Source organism: Lysinibacillus sp. NPDC097231 (genome assembly GCF_044761885.1).
Taxonomy (GTDB): Bacteria; Bacillota; Bacilli; order Bacillales_A; family Planococcaceae; genus Lysinibacillus.
The window spans coordinates 14,977-36,721 of record NZ_JBIWDH010000045.1; the positions used below are offsets into that span (position 1 = coordinate 14,977).

Annotated in this window: 20 protein-coding genes; 5 read left to right on the forward strand and 15 right to left on the reverse strand. The window is 36.1% G+C overall.

Going from position 1 to position 21,745, the window contains the following annotated elements; translation table 11 throughout:
• Window position 1: 1 nt before the first annotated feature.
• Together ACIQXF_RS20605 and pdhA are read right to left on the reverse strand one after the other, a co-directional pair.
• The gene (locus ACIQXF_RS20605) at window positions 2-979 is read right to left on the reverse strand and encodes an alpha-ketoacid dehydrogenase subunit beta (protein WP_402786914.1); all 978 of its coding nucleotides are present in this window, start codon (window positions 977-979) and stop codon (window positions 2-4) included.
• A 3-nt stretch (window positions 980-982) separates the two neighbouring features.
• On the reverse strand, window positions 983-2,098 hold the full coding sequence (gene pdhA, locus ACIQXF_RS20610; protein WP_402786917.1) for a pyruvate dehydrogenase (acetyl-transferring) E1 component subunit alpha: 1,116 nt from the start codon (window positions 2,096-2,098) through the stop codon (window positions 983-985).
• A gap of 394 nt (window positions 2,099-2,492) precedes the next feature.
• Between pdhA and def the strand changes: the two genes are divergently transcribed.
• A complete protein-coding gene (gene def, locus ACIQXF_RS20615; protein WP_402786920.1) occupies window positions 2,493-3,050 on the forward strand; it encodes a peptide deformylase in 558 nt (185 codons plus the stop codon).
• 232 nt (window positions 3,051-3,282) lie between these two features.
• On the opposite strand, the gene ACIQXF_RS20620 is transcribed toward def, so the two are convergent.
• Both ACIQXF_RS20620 and ACIQXF_RS20625 read right to left on the reverse strand, forming a co-directional pair.
• Entirely contained in the window at window positions 3,283-4,053 is a 771-nt protein-coding gene (locus tag ACIQXF_RS20620) for a Cof-type HAD-IIB family hydrolase (protein ID WP_402786923.1), read from the reverse strand.
• A 383-nt stretch (window positions 4,054-4,436) separates the two neighbouring features.
• Window positions 4,437-4,502, reverse strand: coding sequence for an SWIM zinc finger family protein (locus ACIQXF_RS20625; protein ID WP_402786968.1), 66 nt, complete (start codon window positions 4,500-4,502; stop codon window positions 4,437-4,439).
• A 233-nt stretch (window positions 4,503-4,735) separates the two neighbouring features.
• Here ACIQXF_RS20625 and ACIQXF_RS20630 point away from each other — a divergent pair, with 233 nt between their 5' ends.
• Both ACIQXF_RS20630 and rnjA read left to right on the forward strand, forming a co-directional pair.
• Window positions 4,736-4,945 carry a DNA-dependent RNA polymerase subunit epsilon gene (locus tag ACIQXF_RS20630; protein WP_402786926.1) on the forward strand — a complete coding sequence of 70 codons (210 nt, stop codon included), beginning with the start codon at window positions 4,736-4,738 and terminating at the stop codon, window positions 4,943-4,945.
• Window positions 4,946-4,950: 5 nt separating this feature from the next.
• Window positions 4,951-6,618, forward strand: a complete 1,668-nt coding sequence (gene rnjA / locus ACIQXF_RS20635; RefSeq protein WP_402786929.1) for a ribonuclease J1 — start codon at window positions 4,951-4,953, stop codon at window positions 6,616-6,618.
• Between the two features lie 231 nt (window positions 6,619-6,849).
• On the opposite strand, the gene ACIQXF_RS20640 is transcribed toward rnjA, so the two are convergent.
• Window positions 6,850-7,683, reverse strand: coding sequence for a TetR/AcrR family transcriptional regulator (locus ACIQXF_RS20640; RefSeq protein ID WP_402786932.1), 834 nt, complete (start codon window positions 7,681-7,683; stop codon window positions 6,850-6,852).
• 99 nt (window positions 7,684-7,782) lie between these two features.
• Here ACIQXF_RS20640 and ACIQXF_RS20645 point away from each other — a divergent pair, with 99 nt between their 5' ends.
• Window positions 7,783-10,872, forward strand: coding sequence for an efflux RND transporter permease subunit (locus tag ACIQXF_RS20645; protein ID WP_402786935.1), 3,090 nt, complete (start codon window positions 7,783-7,785; stop codon window positions 10,870-10,872).
• Window positions 10,873-10,935: 63 nt separating this feature from the next.
• Here the strand turns inward: ACIQXF_RS20645 and ACIQXF_RS20650 are convergent, their stop codons facing one another.
• The gene (locus ACIQXF_RS20650) at window positions 10,936-12,504 is read right to left on the reverse strand and encodes a glycoside hydrolase family 10-like protein (protein ID WP_402786938.1); all 1,569 of its coding nucleotides are present in this window, start codon (window positions 12,502-12,504) and stop codon (window positions 10,936-10,938) included.
• A 277-nt stretch (window positions 12,505-12,781) separates the two neighbouring features.
• On the opposite strand from ACIQXF_RS20650, the gene ACIQXF_RS20655 reads away from it, so the two are divergent.
• Window positions 12,782-13,222, forward strand: a complete 441-nt coding sequence (locus ACIQXF_RS20655) for a GNAT family N-acetyltransferase (protein ID WP_402786941.1) — start codon at window positions 12,782-12,784, stop codon at window positions 13,220-13,222.
• 39 nt (window positions 13,223-13,261) lie between these two features.
• Here the strand turns inward: ACIQXF_RS20655 and ACIQXF_RS20660 are convergent, their stop codons facing one another.
• The 9 genes from ACIQXF_RS20660 to ACIQXF_RS20700 form a co-directional block, all read right to left on the reverse strand.
• Complete coding sequence (locus ACIQXF_RS20660; protein WP_402786944.1) at window positions 13,262-14,257, reverse strand: S66 family peptidase; 996 nt, start codon at window positions 14,255-14,257, stop codon at window positions 13,262-13,264.
• Between the two features lie 14 nt (window positions 14,258-14,271).
• Window positions 14,272-14,766 carry a GNAT family N-acetyltransferase gene (locus ACIQXF_RS20665; protein WP_402786947.1) on the reverse strand — a complete coding sequence of 165 codons (495 nt, stop codon included), beginning with the start codon at window positions 14,764-14,766 and terminating at the stop codon, window positions 14,272-14,274.
• A 20-nt stretch (window positions 14,767-14,786) separates the two neighbouring features.
• The gene (locus tag ACIQXF_RS20670) at window positions 14,787-15,752 is read right to left on the reverse strand and encodes a S66 family peptidase (protein WP_402786950.1); all 966 of its coding nucleotides are present in this window, start codon (window positions 15,750-15,752) and stop codon (window positions 14,787-14,789) included.
• Between the two features lie 14 nt (window positions 15,753-15,766).
• Window positions 15,767-16,378 carry a Type 1 glutamine amidotransferase-like domain-containing protein gene (locus tag ACIQXF_RS20675; RefSeq protein WP_402786953.1) on the reverse strand — a complete coding sequence of 204 codons (612 nt, stop codon included), beginning with the start codon at window positions 16,376-16,378 and terminating at the stop codon, window positions 15,767-15,769.
• Between the two features lie 335 nt (window positions 16,379-16,713).
• The gene (gene mprF / locus ACIQXF_RS20680; RefSeq protein ID WP_402786956.1) at window positions 16,714-19,236 is read right to left on the reverse strand and encodes a bifunctional lysylphosphatidylglycerol flippase/synthetase MprF; all 2,523 of its coding nucleotides are present in this window, start codon (window positions 19,234-19,236) and stop codon (window positions 16,714-16,716) included.
• A 207-nt stretch (window positions 19,237-19,443) separates the two neighbouring features.
• Window positions 19,444-19,932, reverse strand: a complete 489-nt coding sequence (locus ACIQXF_RS20685) for a GNAT family N-acetyltransferase (protein ID WP_402786959.1) — start codon at window positions 19,930-19,932, stop codon at window positions 19,444-19,446.
• Between the two features lie 180 nt (window positions 19,933-20,112).
• Entirely contained in the window at window positions 20,113-20,592 is a 480-nt protein-coding gene (locus ACIQXF_RS20690; RefSeq protein WP_402786962.1) for a hypothetical protein, read from the reverse strand.
• 6 nt (window positions 20,593-20,598) lie between these two features.
• A complete protein-coding gene (locus ACIQXF_RS20695; RefSeq protein WP_402786971.1) occupies window positions 20,599-21,261 on the reverse strand; it encodes a potassium channel family protein in 663 nt (220 codons plus the stop codon).
• A 193-nt stretch (window positions 21,262-21,454) separates the two neighbouring features.
• Window positions 21,455-21,745: RNA-guided endonuclease TnpB family protein (locus ACIQXF_RS20700; protein ID WP_402786965.1), on the reverse strand; the 291-nt coding region annotated here is incomplete at its 5' end.

Sequence of the window (21,745 nt, forward strand, 5' to 3'; positions counted from 1 at the left end):
GTTAGAATGTTAAAACTTTTTTAGCTGTTTCCATTACATCTTTATAGTTCGGTAACCAAACACCTTCAGCTTGTGGGAATGGGTACACAGTATCTGGTGCAGCCACACGAAGTACAGGTGCTTCTAAGCTTAAAATCGCGCGCTCTGTAATTTCAGCCACTACGTTTGCAGCAATACCTGCTTGTTTTTGAGCTTCTTGTACAACAATAGCACGACCTGTTTTTTCAACTGATGTAATAATTGTTTCAATATCAATTGGTTGAATAGTACGTAAATCAATAACTTCTACAGAATGACCTTCTTTTTCTAGCTCTTCTGCAGCCTTTAAGCTTTCGTGAACCATTAAACCATAGGCAACAATTGTTAAATCTTTACCTTCACGTTTTACATCCGCTTTCCCTAATGGAATTTCATATGCTTCCTCAGGCACCTCTTCACGGAATGAACGATATAGTTTTAAATGCTCTAAGAAAATAACTGGGTTATCATTTCGAATTGAAGAAATCAGTAAACCTTTAGCATCGTAAGGTGTAGATGGTACAACAACCGTTAAACCTGGTTGTGCTGTCATCAAGCTTTCTAAGCTATCAGAGTGCATTTCTGGTGTATGTACACCACCACCAAATGGAGAACGTATTGTTACAGGTGCATTATAGACACCACCACTACGATAGCTCATACGTGCTAATTGACCACTAATTGAATCCATTACTTCATAAACAAAGCCGAAGAACTGAATTTCAGGAACTGGACGGAAACCTTGAAGAGAAAGACCGATTGCTAGGCCACCAATACCTGATTCTGCTAATGGTGTATCGAATACACGGTCAACACCAAATTCTTTTTGTAGGCCTTCAGTTGCGCGGAATACCCCACCGTTGACACCTACATCTTCTCCGAATACAAGAACGTTTTCATCATTCTTTAATTCTGTGCGAAGTGCATCTGTAATTGCTTGAATCATTGTCATTTGTGCCATAGGTTATTTCGACTCCTTCTCTTTATAGATTTCATACTGTTCTTTTAAATTAGATGGCATTTCACCTTTATACATGTTTTCCATTAACTCTGTTACTTTTTGCTTTGGAGCTGCATCAGCTTTCTTAATAGCTTCTTTAATTTCTTCTTTAGCGCGCTCGATTACTGCCTCTTCTTTTTTCTCATCCCATAAACCTTTTGCCTCTAGGTATTTACGGAAGCGTACAAGAGGGTCCTTTTGTACCCATTCATTATCTGTATCAGAAGTACGGTAACGTGTTGGGTCATCTCCTGCCATTGTATGCGGACCATAGCGATAGCACATTGTTTCAATTAAAGTTGGACCTTCACCATTAATTGCGCGTTCACGTGCATCACGTGTTGCTACGTAAACTGCAAGCGCATCCATACCATCTACTAAAATACTTGGTAAACCTGCCGCTACACCTTTTTGAGCAATTGTTTTCGCAGCTGTTTGTAATTCACGAGGTGTTGAAATCGCAAATTGGTTATTTTGTACGATGAAGATTGCTGGTGATTTAAACGCACCTGCAAAGTTAATGCCTTCATAGAAATCCCCTTGCGATGAACCACCATCACCTGTATAGGTTACAGCAACAGCTTTTTTACCACGTTTTTGAATACCAAGCGCAACACCTGCTGCTTGAATATATTGTGCACCGATAATAATTTGAGGTGGTAAAACATTTACACCCTCAGGAACTTGGTTACCCACGAAATGTCCGCGAGAGAATAAAAATGCTTTATCTAAAGGTAAACCATGCCATACGATTTGTGGTACATCACGGTAACCCGGTAAAATCCAATCTTCTTTTTCTAAGGCAAAGTGTGAAGCAAGTTGTGAAGCTTCCTGACCTGCCGTCGGAGCATAGAAGCCTAAACGTCCTTGACGGTTAAGAGAAATAGAGCGTTGGTCTAAAATACGTGTATAAACCATACGCGTCATTAACTCAACTAACTCCTCGTCTGATAATTTCGGATCTGCCGCTTCATTTATAATTTCGCCTTCTTCATTCAAAATTTGAAACATTTCAAACTTGTCTTCGATTTCAGTTAGCGTTTGTTTAGCATCAAAAATATTATTGTTTTTCTTGCTCATTTGTCCCATCTCCCTTTCAACTGTATTAAAATAAATCAGCTTTTTAACTAGTACAACTTATTCTTAGCACTCAGTATACTGAATAAAATACCGTCGGTCAATCATATATTACGCGTATAAACAAAGATTTTTTCTAAAATAATGATTAATTCAAACTGTCCCACACTGTACTAATAATAAAATTCATCTGTATTACAACAATGTATTTATAGCGCACAAATATTAGGTTTCCCTACTTGATTACCAATAGTAGAATGCCCAGTTCTAGATAATCTAATAGCTACACACAAACTTTTTAAGTATTTTCAAATAAGATCTTTTTTCATGTGATTGTTTTAATACGTGATGTATACTTATAAATAAGGCACTACAAAGTTGAAAGGAAGATTCACATATGATTTTAATGGATGATATTATTCGCGAAGGTCATCCGACTTTACGCACAAAAGCTGAAGAGGTTAAATTCCCTTTAACTGATGAAGTACGACAACTTGCAGAAGACATGCTTCAATATTTAATCAACAGCCAAGATCCTGAAATTGCAGATAAATATGATTTACGTAGCGGCATTGGGTTAGCTGCCAATCAAGTAAATAGCCTACATCGAATGTTTGCCCTCCATTTAACAGACGAGGAAGGCGAACAATTAAGTTTTGTAGCAATCAACCCAAAAATTGTGAGCCATTCTGTAGAAAACACATATCTCCCAGCAGGTGAGGGCTGTCTTTCTGTAGATCGTAATGTACCTGGCTATGTGCCACGACACGCACGCATCACAGCAAAGTTTAAAACCATCGATGGTGAAGAGAAAAAAATGCGACTAACAGGCTTACCTGCAATAGCATTCCAACACGAGTTAGATCATCTTAATGGCATTATGTTTTACGATCACATAAATGAAAAAAATCCATTTACAGAAATTCCGAACTCAATACCATATGAGCGTGACTAAAAAGATACATTGAGCAAACAAACCTCTGCAGTTATTCAATTCTGCCGAGGTTTATTTTTTATGATACATCCCACATTCAAAAAAACCTTCTAATTAGAAGGCTTTTTCTCGATATTTAAACTATTACTTTTTTTGTTTTAACTTCTTTCAGCAAGTATTTTGGTAGCGAAAGCGAAGCGTCAGCTACAAATTTTTTTGCACGAAAGCATAACCACAGTAGCAGATACAGAAGTTAAATAATAGCTAGTTTGCGCATGATTTTAGCTAGACCGTCCTCATCAACATGATCTGCAATATGTGTAGCAACAGCTTTCACTCTCTCATGACCATTTCCCATTGCCACGCTTGTACCAACTGCTTGTAGCATTTCTATATCATTAATGCCGTCTCCGAAAGCTATAGCATCTTTTAGTGTAAGTTCCATTCTTGCAAGCACTTTTTCAATGCCAGCAGCCTTAGAACCACCCTTTGGTAAAATATCACATGAATAGCGATGCCAACGCACAAATTGTACATTTGGAAATGCTTCACAATATAAAGGCTCATCTTTTTCTTCCATAAAGATGAGTGTTTGATATACGTTGTTCTGCATATAATAAGTAGAGTCTAATGCTGGATATGGGTATTTTAAAGTATTTAAGCTTTCTTCTACCATATTGTTATTTCCAACAGAAGCAATCATTTGTTGGTCGTCTAAAAAAACTACGGGTTCATTTCGAGCTTCACCGAAGGCAATGATTTTGGCTAGCTCGTCTCTTTCAATACCGTTTGTATAGACAACCTCTCCTTGATAAACAACATATTGTCCATTAAAAGTTACATACGTATTTATATCTAGCTCTTCTAGTAAAGGTTGAATCATGAAAGGTGCACGTCCAGTTGCAATTGCTAGTTCATATCCTTTACGACGAGCTTCAAAAAGTGCTTCTTTCGCAGAAGCAGGTAATTTTTTTTCACTATTATAAAGTGTACCATCAACATCGAAAAATAATATTTTGTTCATCTTATAGTCCCTTCCATATGCATTACCCTGCAAAGGTAAATAACTTTACATAGGTATAAATTTTTATTATAATGATCCTAAGGAGTGATGTGCCATGCTGAAGAGACTCAAACGAAAATTATTGAAGCAACTTCGCGGCGTACTCGGAAAAAAATCAATTGCCTAACATTTGCCCTTCATTATTTGAAGGGCTTTTCTTTATTTTAGAGTAAGTGCGTGATAATATAAAGGAAATGCATTTATTTGGCTATGTGCAACCACTGTCTCATTGCTTTTTATGAATTACGTTCTTGTCGTAATTACGTCTGGATTTTGTTATGTGCAAAAGACTGCACGACGCAGGTCATTAGCCGTAGCTCGCTTTCAGTTACATGGATGCAATGTTAGGCTAATATCCTATAATGATTCCTTTCAAAATCTTGACAGCTACAAGAGGCTTTATCTTTTATCCAGCCGTTCTTTTAACACCCACTGTCTTCTGTGGTTGACCACTGGGCTTTTGCCTTAAAATACACTTGCTGAGTGAAGATAAATTGTGCAAATTTAAAACATTGAGATACAAGAACTTCAAACGCCTATTTCATCCTTAACATCTAGAAATTCGCTGTTTTTTTCTTGTAGTACGTGCGTGGTATTAGTCAAAGGTGCAATAAATTTGTACGCAATAAAAGGAGAGCAAACTATGATTTACAAAGTTTATTATCAAGAATATGCAAATGAGATTCCAGTTCGCGAAAACACTAAAAGTCTATACCTTGAAGCTACTTCAGAACGCGAAGTACGTCAAAAGTTAAAGGACCGAAACTACAACATAGAGTTCGTTCAACTGCTTGAAGGTAACTATTTAGTCTACGAACAAGCAAGTCCGAACTTCATCTTGGAGGAAATTTAACAAACATGAAGTTTGTTAAAAATGACCAAGCAGCTGTTTTCGCGCTCGGCGGACTGGGCGAAATCGGCAAAAACACTTACGGCGTTCAATTCCAAGATGAAATCATCTTAATTGATGCCGGCATTAAATTCCCAGAAGACGACTTACTCGGCATTGACTATGTTATTCCAGATTATACGTATTTAGTACGTAACGTCGACAAAATTAAAGGTCTATTTATTACGCATGGACACGAGGATCATATTGGTGGTATCCCTTATTTATTACGTCAAGTGAATGTCCCTGTCTATGGTGGTAAGCTTGCACTTGGCCTATTACGTAATAAATTAGAAGAACATGGCTTGCTACGTACAACAAAACTTATCGAGATTAAAGAAGAAGATGTTATTAAATTCAGAAAAACATCTGTCAGCTTCTTTAGAACAACGCATAGTATTCCAGATGCTTACGGTATTGTCGTAAAAACACCACCTGGTAACATCGTGCATACAGGAGATTTTAAATTCGACTTTACACCAGTAGGCGAGCCTGCCAACTTAACGAAAATGGCAGAAATCGGACGTGATGGAGTACTTTGCTTACTTTCAGATAGTACAAACGCTGAAAAGCCAAACTTCACTATGTCAGAACGGACAGTTGGAAAAAGTATCGATGAAATATTCCGTAAGGTTGATAGTCGTATTATTTTTGCAACATTTGCATCAAACATACATCGTTTACAACAAGCTACAGACGCTGCAGTAAAATACGGACGAAAAATTGCTGTTTTTGGCCGTTCAATGGATAATGCCATTACAATCGGTAGAGAACTTGGCTATATTAACGCGCCGAAGGATACATTTATCGATGCCCAAAGCATTAATCGACTTCCTGCCAACGAAGTAATGATATTATGTACAGGCTCTCAAGGTGAACCGATGGCTGCCCTTTCTCGCATTGCAAATGGTACGCATCGTCAAATCCAAATCCAGCCTGGTGACACAGTTATCTTTTCTTCTTCACCAGTACCCGGAAATACAGTGAGTGTTAACAAAATCATCAATTTACTGTTCCGTGCAGGTGCAGAAGTTATTCATGGTGCACTCAATAATATCCATACTTCTGGTCACGGTTCTCAGGAAGAACAAAAATTAATGCTACGCTTAATGAAGCCTAAATTCTTTATGCCAATTCATGGAGAATTCCGTATGTTAAAAATGCATACACATCTAGCAGAAGATTGTGATGTTCTACTTGAAAATACGTTCGTAATGGAAAATGGTGATGTGCTTGCATTAAGTGCTAACGAAGCACATGTAGCAGGCCGTATTCCTTCGGGAGACATTTACATTGATGGCAATGGTATTGGTGACATCGGTAATATCGTGCTACGTGACCGACGCATTCTTTCTGAAGAAGGTTTAGTTATTGTCGTTGTAAGTGTTGATATGGAAAATCAAAAAATCGTTTCCGGCCCAGACATTATTTCTAGAGGATTTGTTTACATGCGTGAGTCAGGTACGATGATTAATGAGGCACAAAAAATGCTAAATCGTCATCTAAACGAATCTATTCAAAGCAAAACTCCTCAATGGACTGAGCTAAAAAATGAAATTACTGATGTGTTAGGACCATATCTATTTGAAAAAACAAAACGTCGACCTATGATTTTACCTATTATTATGGAGGTTTAACCTCATTTCTAAAAAGCTACGTAAAAATTGCGTAGCTTTTTTTATTTTTTACAATTTTGAAACTTATTTTTTTCTTTTTCGTATATAGTAATGGAAATTAAAACTCATTTCTAATCACCTTAGACTATTACATACTTCTCGCTATCACTTCATTTTTTGCAAGAAAATTCTTTTATTACAATAGAAAATAGAATTGCTCCCCTATCAGAGTGAGCAATCCTATCCTTAAATCTAAATTTCAAAATATTTAGCCATTACATAAGCAACCCATTTATAATCCGGCTGTAAGCGTATGTTTTCAATTAGCCCCTTTAAAATTGCTTTGCTATAGGTTGGATTTTCAACTTGATATTTTAATAATTCAAGAGACTCACGTTCAATGGACTCTTCTAAGCCATCTAGATGTTGTTCGATTAATTCTAGCAAAGATTCCTGTGAAACTTCTTCATCACAAGGTTTTGCTGTCAATTGAATAAGATCTTTGGTTATAAACGGAATCGTTGTATACCGTGCAATAATTTCCGTCTTTTCAGCTAGAGATTTAGCCAATAGCTCTAAATCGAGTGGTATATCAGAAAAAATAAAAAGTTCTGAATAACTTTTCATAAATCCTTTAATACAATATATGACATCATATTTTGTCTCGTAGAGTTCATCCTGATATACCTGCTCAAGCATATAGATGATCGATTTAGTCATATCAGCATCATATGCACTTATTTTCTGAAACAACTCGTTTTTTGCAAGAAGTACTTTCTCATTAAAAAACACACGGGCAGATGCAGCATTTTTTTTAAATGCTTGAAAAATACTTTTGTAAAACTCAACTAAAATGATATCTTTACTAAGTGAACTCCTGACTACTTGGTCAATATCAGTAACAAACTGTTGTAGATAATACTCTACCATGGAAATTAGAAGCTCATCTTTTGTTTTGAAAGATAAATAAAATGCTCCTTTTGAAATTCCACATCGTTCTGTAATTTGCTGTACAGATGTAGATTCAAAGCCTTGCTCTGAGAATAACTCCAATGCTTTCTCCATAATTAATTGCTTTTTTAACATACTTTTAACTCTCTCCTAGTGTATTTCGTTGACAAATGACCGTTTAGTCATTATTATAAGTAAATGAATCTAGTAAGTCAATAAAGGGTAGGTGTAAAGGTGAAAGGTTTAGTTAATTTCGTATTGAAAAACAAATTGGCAGTGTGGTTATTAACAATTATCATCACTGTCTCAGGTATTTATTCAGGTACAAGAATGAAAATGGAATCAATACCTGATATATCAATACCATACTTAATTGTTATGGGCGTATATCCTGGTGCAACTCCTGAACAAGTTATGAATGAGCTTTCCATTCCATTTGAAAAGTCAGTAGAAAGCTTAGAAGATGTAAAGTCAGTTACTTCATCATCCTCTTCAAACGTAGCACAAGTTCAAGTTGAATACGACTACGGAATTGATATGGATGAGAAAAAACGCCAGTTAGAGTCCGCTTTAGATAATATTAATTTACCTGAAGGTGCTCAAAAGCCAACAATAATGGCAATTAGCATGAATATGATGCCTGTGGTGGCTTTATCAGTTAGTAGTTCTAAGGAAGATATTGTTGAACTAACGTCAACAGTCCAAGACATTTTACTTCCTAAAATTGAAAAAATTGATGGTGTTGCTTCTGCAACCATTACAGGTCAGCACATTAACCAAGTTTCATTTAAATATGATGAAGCTAAAATGGCTGCACTTGGCGTAACAGAAGAATCTGTCAAGCAAATGATTCAAGCAAGTGATATGTCACTTTCACTTGGTTTATATCAATTTACTGTTGGTGAACAAGCCGTTTCAGTAGACGGTAAAGTTAAAACAGTAGATGAATTAAAAGACTTATTAATCCCAGTCACACCTTCAGCTACAAATCCTTCCCCATTCGTTCGTTTAGGTGATATTGCTACGATTGAAGTAGAAGGTAAAGTACAATCTATATCACGTACTAATGGTCAAGATGCCATTGCGATTCAAATTGTAAAAGGTCAAGATGCAAATACGGTAAAAGTCGTAAATGCGGTGAAAGACCTTATGAAAGATGAAGAAAAAAAATTAGACGGCTTAAAAGTGGATATCTCACTTGACCAAGGTGCTCCGATTGAAGATTCTGTTTTCACAATGATTGAAAAAGCAGTATTCGGTGGTGCAATTGCCGTATTAATTATTTTGCTTTTCTTACGTGATTTTAAATCAACAATTATTTCGATTATTTCTATCCCAGTTTCCGTATTTATGGCATTACTACTTTTAAACTGGATGAATATAACATTAAACATAATGACACTCGGTGCGATTACCGTAGCAATTGGTCGTGTAATTGATGACTCCATTGTAGTTGTTGAAAATATTTATCGACGTATCCATTTAAAAGACGAAAAATTAACAGGTCGTGCACTTATTCGTGAAGCGACAATTGAAATGTTTAAACCAATCCTTTCTTCTACATTAGTAACCGTGGCAGTATTTGCCCCACTAATTTTTGTAGGCGGTATGGTTGGCGAATTATTTATGCCGTTTGCGTTAACAATGACATTTGCTCTGGGTGCTTCATTAATAGTGGCGATTACAATCGTTCCAGCTTTATCTCACTTCCTATTCCGTAAAAAAATATACGGTGAGAAAAAAGAAAGTCAGCATAAAGAAGTTGGTAAACTAGCTAATTGGTATAAAGGTGTACTAGAAAAAGCATTAAACCATAAAATCATTACATCACTTATAGCGATTGTACTACTTGTTGGTTCCCTTGCTTTAACACCATTAATCGGCTTTAGTTTCATGGGCTCACAAGAGGAAAAAGTTATGTACCTAACATACACACCAGGTACAGGTGAACTAATGAAAGATACTGAGGCAAATGTTGCTAAAGTAGAAGAAGAATTAATGAAGCGTAAAGACATTAATATTTTACAAGTCTCTATCAATGATCCACAAAATGTCGATCCAGCTGCTATGATGATGGGTGGCGGTTCTGGTGGAGCCTTAATGTACCTAATCTTCGATCCAGATATGAAGGACTTCCCTGAAGCACGTGAAGAAGTAGAGGACTATGTATTTAACATCGGTCAATCAGGAGAATGGAAATCTCAAAACTTCTCATCAATGTCAATGTCTTCAAATGAAGTTAGCTACACATTATATAGTGAAAACTTAGACAACCTTCGTGGTGCAGTGAAAAAAGTAGAAGGTGCATTAAAAGAAGTTGATGGTTTAGAGGACGTTAAATCTGATTTTGAAGATCCTTATGTTGAGCATACCCTTAAAGTAGAACAGAAAAATGTTCTACAATACGGTTTAACAACTGCTCAAATCGTGATGGCGCTGAATTCAAATACATCTAAAGATGTGTTAACAAAAGTGCAGCATAATGGTGAAGATATTGATGTTATTGTGCAACATGAAGCAAAAGCAGCGGCACTATCTCTTGATGATGTATTAGCTACTGAAATCAAAACAGCTTTAGGCACAACAATGAAAATTGGTGAATTAGTAGATGTAGAGGAAGGTACTACACTTAACTCATTATCTCGCTCGAAAGGTGAATATTACGCAACAGTTTCTGGTACGATTATCGGTGACGATATTTCAAAAGCAACTTCTGCTGCTGATAAAAAGATCGATAAATTAGATTTACCAAAAGGTGTAACGACTGGCGTTGCAGGTGTAGCTGCAGATATGCAAGAAACATTTACACAGCTTGGAATTGCTATGTTAGCTGCGATCGCTATCGTTTACTTCATCCTAGTAGTAACATTCGGTGAAGGTTTAGCACCATTAGCTATTCTATTCTCACTACCATTTGCAGTTATTGGTGCATTCGGCGGATTGTTCGTAACAGGTCAAACAATTTCTGTTTCTGTTATGATGGGACTATTAATGTTGATTGGTATCGTTGTGACAAACGCCATCGTATTAGTAGACCGCATTATTCATATGGAACGTGACGGACTCGTTATGCGTGAGGCAATTTTAGAAGCTGGTGCAACCCGTTTACGCCCAATCCTAATGACTGCCATTGCCACAATCGGTGCAATGATTCCAATGGCATTAGGTGGTGGTGGTAGTGGTCTAATTTCTAAAGACCTAGCGATTACCGTAATTGGTGGTTTACTATCTTCAACATTATTAACATTAGTAGTTGTACCAATCGTTTATGAAATGTTATCTAAAATGTTAAAGAAAAACCGAAAAGATATTGAAGAAAATTAGTAAAAAAAAACAGCTACTCATGCGGTCATCGCGTGAGTGGCTGTTTTGTTAATCATAAGTTATTTACTGATCTTCTTTCACCACAAAAACTTCCTTGCTTTCCACACCTGTAGCAGATACAGCCGTAATGCCGTATGTGTAGCTACGCTTAGCAAGAGCTGACTTGTCCACAAATTCAGTGATGCCATCCGTATTATAAACAACATCCACTATATTTTGAGGGTCAGTATAAGATCCTTCTTTGTTTCCTGCAAAGCGATAAATGACATACTTGCGTGGTTGTGTTTCATTTTCGTCTATAATTTCAATCTTGCGACCAGCCGCTTCCTTTGTCACTTGTACAAAAGTAGGCTCGCTCGGCACTGTGTCATCATCCCAAGTTGTACCTGGTGTCAGTGCTGTGTAATTATAAAGTTGCTGATTAACAATCGTTGCATAGCCCAGTTTATTGTTTTGAATACTTTTTAAGGAGAAATGCATTTGCCCCTTGGCTGCTACCTGCTCCGAACGATTCGCCATAATTTGGCTAGGTAGCTCCATCTTATTTTTCCATGCCCCATCACTGTCATTCCCTACCTTATAGTCAGCAAGACCAATATACAACTGAACAGGATGTGTCTGTGCATAGGTTTGTACTTCATGGCTCCACCAATTCAGTAACGTACCATATTTGGCAACAGCTAATGTTCTTGACCAATAAACTTGTGGTGTAATGTAATCAATCGTGCCATTTTTTATCCATGTTCTGACGTCTGCATATAAATCATCGTAATTATTGACACCAGCTTGCGTATCGCTTCCTGTTTTATCCAGAGATTTATTGCGCCATACGCCAAATGGTGAAATACCAAATTGAACATATGGCTTTGTGTCTTTAATGGCTGTGTAAAGATTTTCTACAAGCTGGTTGACATTATCTCGTCGCCAATCTTCCACCTTTTTAAAGGCAACACCATATTTTTTGTAAGCTGCTTGATCCGGAAAGGCTTCATTAGCAATTTTGTATGGATAAAAATAATCATCCATATGGACTGCATCAATATCATAATTGGCTACAAGCTCTTTTACTACATCAACTAAATAGTTTTGCACTTCTGGTAAACCGGGATTTAAATAATATTGCTTGCCATATTTGACAACCCAGTTTGGATTTGTTCTTGCCACATTATCGGTAGCAAGGTCCGTTAGTTGTTGCCCAGCCATTGTTACACGATAAGGATTCATCCATGCATGCAACTCCATACCCCGTTTATGTGCCTCCTCTACCATAATAGCAAGAGGATCGTAACCAGGATTTGTGCCTTGCTTTTTCCCTGTTATGTAGGACGACCATGGCGCTAGCTCAGACGCATACATTGCATCATTAGTTGGTCTTACTTGATAAATAACAGTATTCAATTTACTTGCTTTTAATTGATCCAATGTTTGACGTGTCCAAGCTATGTATTGCTCCTTAGTCATACCTGCTTTCATGTCAATATTGAGAACCGTTGAAATCCAGACAGCCCGCATTTCCCTTTTCGGCTGTGTCGTGCTTGCCATCGCTGTCTTTGCAGGGATTGTCGATAGGCATAACACAAAAATCATCGCGACTAAAGTGACAAATTTCCATTTACTATTTTTATTTCTCATATTTCCTCCATTTGCTAGTTTTCTATTTTAGTATATGATAATTGCTCGCTATATGCACGTCTCCAAAGCCCGATAAATGAAATAATGCGATTGTATCGAAACGGTCGTAAGTATTCTCTTTGATTTTCGAGGAAGCATGAATTTTTTCATCATCATCTACAGTTAGAATGTATAGATGTAGGAGCTAGCCATGCTATCAATAAAAAAAGTCGACCCATTGTATTTATGAAATCGAGTAGACTTTTTCATATAATATTTTGTAAAAGGGGGTAAATAAATGACAGATTCTATACCTAGTTTAAAAACTGAAAGGCTACTTTTAAGACCGATTTCACCGCAAGATTTAGAGGCCATGTTCGATTATGCTTCTTGCGAAAGTGTAGCACGATATGTGACATGGCAAGCAAATACAAGTATTGAGGATACAAGAGCTTTTATGGCACTAATTTTAGATGATTATCAGCAAGGTAATCACTTGTTTTGGGGTATTGAATATGAGCAAAAATTGATTGGCACTATTGACTTCGTGTCGATTAACGAGACACATAAATTTGCGGAGATTGGTTATGTACTTTCTGAAGCTTATTGGAATAAAGGAATCACGACTGAAGCGTCAAGAAAATTAATCGACTTTGGTTTTAACGAATTAGCTGTTAAGGGAATTCATCGAAATGTTAAAATGTATGCTATTACAGAAGATGACTATGTTAAATCATAATTGGATTAAGCCCTGCAAAAATCAGCAGGGCTTATTTAACTACAACCATTTCTCAATACAATAGACTTTTTTGGCCGTTGCATCTAATCTTACTCGTTTTCCTATAGCAATAGGATGCATCGGATGGGTATGGCATATATCCACTTCTGCTAAAATCGGGATATTAATACCGTCTAACTGTTCAAGCAGTACTTCATATGGTTTACGCCCAGTTCCCAAATCATCATAACACTCATGCTTACCTAAAATAATGCCACTAATTTTTTCAAATACCCCGTGTAATTTCAGCATCGCAAAATTTTTCTCAACGATAGCTGTACTTTTCCCGCAATCTTCAATTAATAAGATATCTCCATCATGAATATTCGGAAAATAAGATGTACCAATGAATCCATACATCGCATTTACATTGCCGCCGATTAATCTACCTTCAGTAACTCCTTTTTGGACCGTCACCCATTCATTCATATACAACTTTTTTTCCACTGTTTTTTCTAGCCAATTAACAGGTTCATCTGACCAATAAGTAGGCATCGGAATTTCATAAGGTAATGATTGTGCTTTTAAGAAGTAGTTCTCGAAGAATAGATATGTATCATTAACTAATGGCTCAAATTCACCAAACGAAGGAACTAAGGCTGGGCCATAAAAAGTTGTGATTCCTGTTTTTGCGTAAAGTGCAAGTAAAATTGCCGTTGCATCAGAATAGCCAACAACGATTTTTGGATTTCTTTGAAATGCCTCATAATCGATATATGGCAGCATACTATTTGAATTTGTACCACCTATTGTCGACATGATGATGTGGATGTTTGGATTCCGTAGTAATTCATTGAATTCTTCAGCACGCTCTTTTGGGGTGCCTGAGCGATAGATATCAGCTTTACCAGTTAGACTTCCTTCAATTAGATTTATGTTTTTTTGTTCGAGAAAAGCTTTTGCACGCTTATATCGAGAAAGTGCACTGACGGATGATGGTGATGATGGTGAAAAAACACCAATATTTATACTACTACTGTTACTTATTGTATTCATACAAACACTCCTTTCTACAATAATTTTGACATGTAATACTCATCAATGTATTCACTATCAACATATAAGGAATATCGTTTAGTTCCTTCAATTTCAAATCCCATTTTTTTATACAAAGCAACACCAACAGCATTATTCACCATCACTGTAAGTTCCAGACGATGAATACCCTTTTCTTTCGCCCAATCGTCTAAATGACAAAATAATGCAGTACCAATTTTCCTTCCCCTAAAATCACTATGGATGCCTACAACAATATTAGCCCGATGTGCAATTCTAGATGGGTTATTTCCTTGTACAATTAAATAGCCAACCACATTCTTTTCTATTTCAGCTATGAAAAATGCTGAATGGTTGTTATTGGAGATATTCTCAATAAAGACTGCAAATTGTTTAGTCTCTAATTGACGTTCACCTGGTCCAAATAACATAAAATTGGAATCTTCGGCATTTTTCATAACAGTGATTATCTGTTGTGCATCTTCAATTTTTGCTTCCCTTATTAACATCTATATTGACTCCTCTCCTGCTAAAATTTAGTGACATGTATCATCAAATCCTTTGTATTCATCTGAATTTCACCGCCAATTGGAAACGTGAAGATTGGCTGTGTATGTCCAAAATCAACATCATAAATAACTGGAATTCTCTTTAAGCTTGGATGCTTATCTAAAATAAAATGTAATTGTTCCTCTGTCATATTAGAAGCTCTTTGAAAACGTCCAATGGCAATACCTTTAATATTCGTAGTTGCTTGTAATAAGGAGGTGAAATCACGTGCAAATATTTCTGGATTAACTATTTCATCATCCTCTAAAAATAAAATACTATCCGATAAATCTGGCATGTACGATGTCCCTTGCAATAAATTTAATGTACATAAATTTCCACCGAATAATTGTCCATTTGCTTCTCCTTCAGAGTACACCTTCCAACTAGCCGATTCAAAACGACGGTTATGTTGATCTAAATACCATGCATCATCACTCCAAATGCTTGATGCCTTAATGGTATAAGGTTTATTTCCCATTAAGCATTTTTGAAAATAGGATAGTTGATAGTCTTGTGCCTGTTCCATGCGAAAGCTAGAAAAGTGAGGACCCGAGTACGTAACAAATCCACATTTTTGGGTAATAGTTGATGCTAATGCTGTGATATCACTGAAGCCACAAAATATTTTCGGGTTATTTGCTATCATTTCATAATTTAGATAGGGTAAAATTTCATTACAATTGAAACCACCAATAACCGTTAAGACTGCCTTCACGTGATGATCTTGAAAGGCATCATGAATGTCAGAAACTCGATGCTCAATTGATGATGAGTTTTGAAGATCACATTCAAAAATGTGACTTCCATAGGATACTTTAAAGCCTAACTCTTCAAGTTTTTTCTTTGTTTGTTCAACCTCTTCTGCTGTTATGATTGCAGCGCTACGATTGGGTGCGATGACACGTATTTCATCTCCTACTGTTAATTTCTCTGGGATACGCAAACTGTTCCCCTCCTTTAATAAGTTTCAATTTTTGCTACTAGTATCTCATCACTAAAATGTAGAGTTTCTGAATCTCGTAAAGTAAAAGCCAGTAATGAATCTTGTGTTGCCATCCACTCGTCAAACATATCTTTTCTTTCTGGATCATCATAGTGCGGGCAAAGTGTTCCTTTTAGAATCCCTAATCCTGCAAATTCCTCGTAAATGTTATCCACGTTCTCACTATAGCATTGCTCAAACCAACACATTGCTCCAGCACTAATGCCTGCTAGTATTACTCCCTTTTGATAAGCCTCCCTCACAATATCACCAAAGCCATGCTCGCGCCATTTTTCGAGAAGGGACTTGGTATCCCCACCACCTACATATAAGATATGCTGAGAAAGTATTTTTCCTCGAATATCATCTAACATCATTTCTTCTTGTGTGATATGCATCGGATTATACTTTTCAAAAGCAGCATAAAATTTTTCGATATAGCCCTGTGCATCGTTACTTGCTGTCGGAATAAAGCATATTTTAATTTGCTCTTTTGAGTCTATTTGCTGCACAATATATTCATCAATAAACGAAGGTGTCTCATAGGAAAATCCACCTCCTGATATAGCTATAATATGTCTCATCATTTACCGCTCTCCTTAGTAAATCTCAACATTGTTTTAAGCTGTTTATGACTTTTAGAAAGATTGAGTAAAGATATCACAATATTCTATTAGACTAGGTTAATTATCATGACTTAAATTTTCTCTATTATCACAAAGCACTTATGGAAAATCAAATATAAAATTACATATTTTTCAATATAGTTTACTTCATAGCTGTAATAATGGTCATTGAATACTATTCAAGTGCTATCGCTACCACCTTTCAAATAAAAAAAGACTTAATTCTATAACCAACTAGAATTAAGTCTTATATTGTTATTTAGTTTCTCACTCTTCTCTTAGCAAATAGAGTGTAGCTATTTTCTCTTATTGCCAATTAATAACGTGATTTGAGCCATCGTAAATGGCAATGAAGATTTTTTTCGATACGCTACATACTTTGGCTCCCAAAAATCTGCGTATTTTAATTTAAAGTTTTTTAATCCTTTAAAATGATAAAAGTGCTGCCCATGTAAAAATATTTGTGCTGCTATTTTTTCACTTAAAAAGGAATACCTAGACTGTCCGACATTTGACAATGGCGACATCCCCATACTAAAAATGCTATAGCCCTCTGCTTTTGCCCATTCAAATAGCGATAGGAAAATGAAATCCATCGTTCCATTCGGTGCACCCGGCTTAAAACGCATGAGATCTACCGAGACTCTTTCACCATTATCGTACATTGGCATGATACTGGCAAAGCCAATAACTCCTTCTGCTCCGCGTAAAACGACCATGTTTGAAATACTTAAATAGTGTTTATCAAAAAAGCCAAGAGAAAAGCCCTTTTCTGCCCTTCCCTGCAACCATTTCGTTGATACTTCTTCCAATTCATTCATTATTTCCTGTGAGTAAGGAGGGCTTACTATTTCCACAGTAAAATCTTCTCGTTCAAATTTATTTTTTATTGCTCGACGCCCCTTCATTCCCTTACCGGCCAGTGTAAATTTTTCTAAATCTACAAAAGCTACCTCGCCAAGCTTAAAAAAACTATACCCATACTCATGTAAATACGGGAAAATTTTATTGTTAATTTCATAAAAGACTGGAGTATAACCATGCTTATCCGCCAATTCCAAAAACTCCTGAATGGCAGATAAAAAATCAGATTCATCCCCGACCGGATCTCCAAGCACAACAATCTTATCAGCATATATTTGATAAGAAAATAAAACAGTACCTTCTTTGTTCCAGTGTACAAATTTGTCATGTAAAAAAATTAAATGTGAATACTCCGTCCCTTTATAGGTCATCAAATGATTTTTGATTGTATCTTCGTGCTCACTAGACAAAAGCTTCTCCATTTTCTTAGGTGCAAGGATAAAATAACCTATATAAAAAATGACAATTGCTATTAGGATACCAATAACAGCACTATAAAACAGGTCTCGGTAATCTGTAATGATATAGTCTTGTAGAGCGGCTGGAATATGAATTTTGGAAGTAGGTAAGTTCACATAACCAATCAATACATACATCATTGTAATGATTGTCACTACTGCAAGGTCAATCAAAACTATTCCCCATGTCAAAACATAACTTTCACGGTAAAATTGTTTTTTTGATACAATTAACAGCCCAGCGACAATGACTAAAAAAATAGCTTCTTCATAGTCCAAGCCTTTAAAAATCGAAAACAATGCGGAACTACTTAGCACAATGATGCTAAGCTGATATGCCCTTTTAACTTTATATTTAATCCCCCTACACAATCCTAAGAGAATAAAGCCTGCTGCAACCGTCATTTGATGGGAGATATGCATGATTGGCGAAGATAAAAATTCTTGAGCTATTTTTAGTCGACTTAAAATACCCGGCACTGACGCTGATAGCAATAATACAATGCCAGAGACAAATACCAATATTGTTAACAACATGTGACTAAGCTTCTGAAAAATAACATTCGGCAAGTCATCCCATGATTCATTCCAACGTTTCCAATATTCTTTTATAAATAAGAGAGAGGAAACTAAAAACGGAAGCACAAAGTAACCAATCCGGTACAAAATTAATAGAAAGAGCACTTTTTCATCAGCGATTCCTAAACTTTGGGTCCCCCATAAAAAAACAAGGTCAAATGAGCCAACTCCACCAGGTATCATACTGACTATTCCTGCACAAGAAGCAATTATAAATATCGGGATTAAAGCGGATAATTCTATTGGTATCTTCAAAATAAAAGTTAATATCCAGATAACTACAAAGACTGCAACCCATTCAGTTACTGAAGTTACTATCAATTGAAACGCTATTTTCGGCTTTATAGAACTCGTTTTTTTATAGCGAATGATGTGCATAGCAATAAAAACTGGAACATATAAGCTGACAAGAATAACTGCAATCGATAACCATTTTACTTCTTTTAGCAATGGGAAGTCCCAAAAGAATATATACATAATCCATGCTAACAGCGAAATTCCTGTTAAATAAAAGAGTGTTACGGAGGCAATGTTCTTTAACAAATCTTCCTTATTCTCTTTATATTTCGAATAGAAATAATTACGCAGAAATACACCAACTAAACCACCAAAACCAATAAGATTTGAGAATGTATTCACAATAAATGAATGGTCCAGCAAAATACGTTTATTTATTTTAATTCCTAATATTTTCACTAAAATAACATCATAAAAAATCATCGGTGTAATAGCACAGAAGGTGATGAAAAGAATCAATAAGAGTTCCCATACCTGTAATTCATTCACTTCTTTTCGAAGTAAATGAACATCTATCCCATTTATCGATTGTTGAATTTCATAAATAGCTATCACTAAAAGCACTATTGGAAATAGGATTTTCAAAAATCTCAATAGTGCCTCTTTTCGAACATTAAACATGTGCTAAACCTACTCCCCATAAGCTCTCTTGAAATCTTGAAATAAACTACAATTACCATATTGTAACGTATTCTCAACTATATGTATTGTTTATAGCAAGTGACTACTATTCATCAAAATTATATAATCTAATGGTCAACTTAACTTGCCTTCGTAGGCAAATCCCTAATTGCTATAATTTGGCTTGCCATTATATATCTTTGCCTTTTACTTAAATATTAATTCGTACACGGCTTGTTCATGACCGAACCTTTCTAATACCTGTACTTTTTGCATACCTACTTTTTCAAGTAAACGACATGAGGCGATATTTGCTATTTGTGTTTCGGCTACTAAGTGCGATAAGTTTAATTGATTACTTCCAAAATCAATAATATTTGTGAGTACTTCATATGCATACCCTTTCCCCCAATACTGAGGTAAAAACTGATAAGAAAGCTCATATGCCTCCTTATCATGATATTCATCAATAGAGACAAGCCCTATAAATTCACCCGTTGCCTTTAACGAGATATAGAAATATGTATTAGGAAATGGTGCCTCTAGCATTCCTTTAAAAGATGTTTCGATATAACTTTCTCCAGGGACCCCACCGAGATAGGCTCTGACATTTTCATTAGAATATAGCGTATAGATGGCATGATAATGCTCAAGTTTTAGTGACTCTATCTCGCAGTTCTTTGTCAACCTTTTCATTTTTCTATCCCCTTTCTTTTTCATCACAAAGTTTAATACATACATCAAAGGGAAATCAAATAAAAGTTTACAAATTTTACATTCAACTTGGAATAAAAAATCTGCCTTTTATAAAGACTGTGATGTAGAAATGCAAGAAGAGGGTAGTGACGACAGCTTGTTGCTGTTGCACTACCCTTGTTATTTCCCGTATTGTTCAAGCAAGCCCTGCGTATTTGTTGATTGCTCGAGTGCTTTTTTCTCTTTGTCCCAGTAAATTAAATAGTGTTGATCTCCAACATTAAAAACCATCTGTTGTAATTCTTCATTAAGTTCAGAACTAATAGCTACCTTTAAAATATCTACTTCATATAACGGCTTACCTTTAATTTCGTAAACGATATGATAGACTGGCTTTTCTTCAAATATAGCTCTTTCTTTTTTACTTAGTTTCTTGACGTGGCTTAGAGGATATTTTTCTATAAAAGTTGTTGCATTCTTACCTGTTGTCCGAAATAAGGATTGGTCCCCTTTAAATAGCTCAATTGCATCAATTTCTGCTGTGTGATCTAAAATACGAGAAACTGCCTCTTCCTCATTTTTTTCTCGAAACTGCATTGTAAAAGCACCAATTAATATAATTACAGCAAATACGACTAACTTCCATCTTCGTTTATTCATTTCTCATTACCCATTTAATGCCTTTTTCACAAAGCGATTAATATCAACATCAGCACCAATTACTAGCATAATATCCCCTAGTAAAATTTTGTCACTCGCCTGTGGAGATACGATTATATCTGAACCACGCTTAATACCAACAATATTAATACCATACTTTGCACGAATATCTAAATCCATGATGGAGTAACCTGCAATCGCATCATTCGCTTTTAGCTCCATAATGGAATGTTCATCAGAAAGCTCTAAATAATCTAGTACTGTATTAGACAGCATATTATTGGCAATGCGAATACCCATATCACGCTCAGGATGAACGACAAAATCTGCACCAATTTTGCGTAGCACTTTTTCATGGTAGTCGTTTTGAGCCTTTACAGTAATCTGTTGAACACCAATTTCCTTTAAAATAATTGTTGTTAAAATACTAGCCTGAATATTTTCCCCAATTGCTACAATGACATGTTCAAAATTACGGATGCCTAATGAATTTAATACAGATTCATCCGTAGAATCTGCAATGACAGCCTGTGTGGCAATCGAAGCAAATTCGTCCACCCGCTCTGGGGAATGATCTATCGCCATAACTTGTGCGCCTTGGGTCATTAATTCACGAACAATGCTTCCTCCGAAACGTCCAAGTCCAATAACAGCAAACTCTTTTTTCATCATAAAAAACCCCTCCGAAAAACTACTATACCATTATTTTGAGACTCCCACGACTAAAGTCGCAAGCCCTACACTTTATGGTGTGACGGGTGGGATTCTTGAATGACTAAGCGTTCGCAGTTCATTTCTGTTTTGAACAGCCTTCAAGATAAGGGGATCTCATTACCCTTCCTAAGACAGTGCATCTAGCATCTTAGGCTGATTGACTTTTACCATCCATCACAGGTGCATATCGAATATTCATTGCACCGACTAAATCACGATGTTTTTCGAATCCACATTTACACGTATATTTTCTATCTTGTGCCTTATTCTTTGCAGAACATTTCGGGCATGTTTGACTGGTGTATGCAGGATTCACAAATTCAACTTTTATACCCATTAGATTCGCTTTGTACTCAATGAATTGAGAAAGACGATAGAATGACCAGTTGTGCAGATTCTTTTCGTTTTTACGGCTTGTTCTTGCCGTCTGCCTGATGTT

Coding starts and splice junctions, on each gene's coding strand:
- ACIQXF_RS20605 (WP_402786914.1), bottom strand. CDS start 979: ATGGCACAAATGACAATGATTCAAGCAATTACAGATGCACTTCGCACA.
- pdhA (WP_402786917.1), bottom strand. CDS start 2,098: ATGAGCAAGAAAAACAATAATATTTTTGATGCTAAACAAACGCTAACT.
- def (WP_402786920.1), top strand. CDS start 2,493: ATGATTTTAATGGATGATATTATTCGCGAAGGTCATCCGACTTTACGC.
- ACIQXF_RS20620 (WP_402786923.1), bottom strand. CDS start 4,053: ATGAACAAAATATTATTTTTCGATGTTGATGGTACACTTTATAATAGT.
- ACIQXF_RS20630 (WP_402786926.1), top strand. CDS start 4,736: ATGATTTACAAAGTTTATTATCAAGAATATGCAAATGAGATTCCAGTT.
- rnjA (WP_402786929.1), top strand. CDS start 4,951: ATGAAGTTTGTTAAAAATGACCAAGCAGCTGTTTTCGCGCTCGGCGGA.
- ACIQXF_RS20640 (WP_402786932.1), bottom strand. CDS start 7,683: ATGTTAAAAAAGCAATTAATTATGGAGAAAGCATTGGAGTTATTCTCA.
- ACIQXF_RS20650 (WP_402786938.1), bottom strand. CDS start 12,504: ATGAGAAATAAAAATAGTAAATGGAAATTTGTCACTTTAGTCGCGATG.
- ACIQXF_RS20655 (WP_402786941.1), top strand. CDS start 12,782: ATGACAGATTCTATACCTAGTTTAAAAACTGAAAGGCTACTTTTAAGA.
- ACIQXF_RS20660 (WP_402786944.1), bottom strand. CDS start 14,257: ATGAATACAATAAGTAACAGTAGTAGTATAAATATTGGTGTTTTTTCA.
- ACIQXF_RS20665 (WP_402786947.1), bottom strand. CDS start 14,766: ATGTTAATAAGGGAAGCAAAAATTGAAGATGCACAACAGATAATCACT.
- ACIQXF_RS20675 (WP_402786953.1), bottom strand. CDS start 16,378: ATGATGAGACATATTATAGCTATATCAGGAGGTGGATTTTCCTATGAG.
- mprF (WP_402786956.1), bottom strand. CDS start 19,236: ATGTTTAATGTTCGAAAAGAGGCACTATTGAGATTTTTGAAAATCCTA.
- ACIQXF_RS20685 (WP_402786959.1), bottom strand. CDS start 19,932: ATGAAAAGGTTGACAAAGAACTGCGAGATAGAGTCACTAAAACTTGAG.
- ACIQXF_RS20690 (WP_402786962.1), bottom strand. CDS start 20,592: ATGAATAAACGAAGATGGAAGTTAGTCGTATTTGCTGTAATTATATTA.
- ACIQXF_RS20695 (WP_402786971.1), bottom strand. CDS start 21,261: ATGAAAAAAGAGTTTGCTGTTATTGGACTTGGACGTTTCGGAGGAAGC.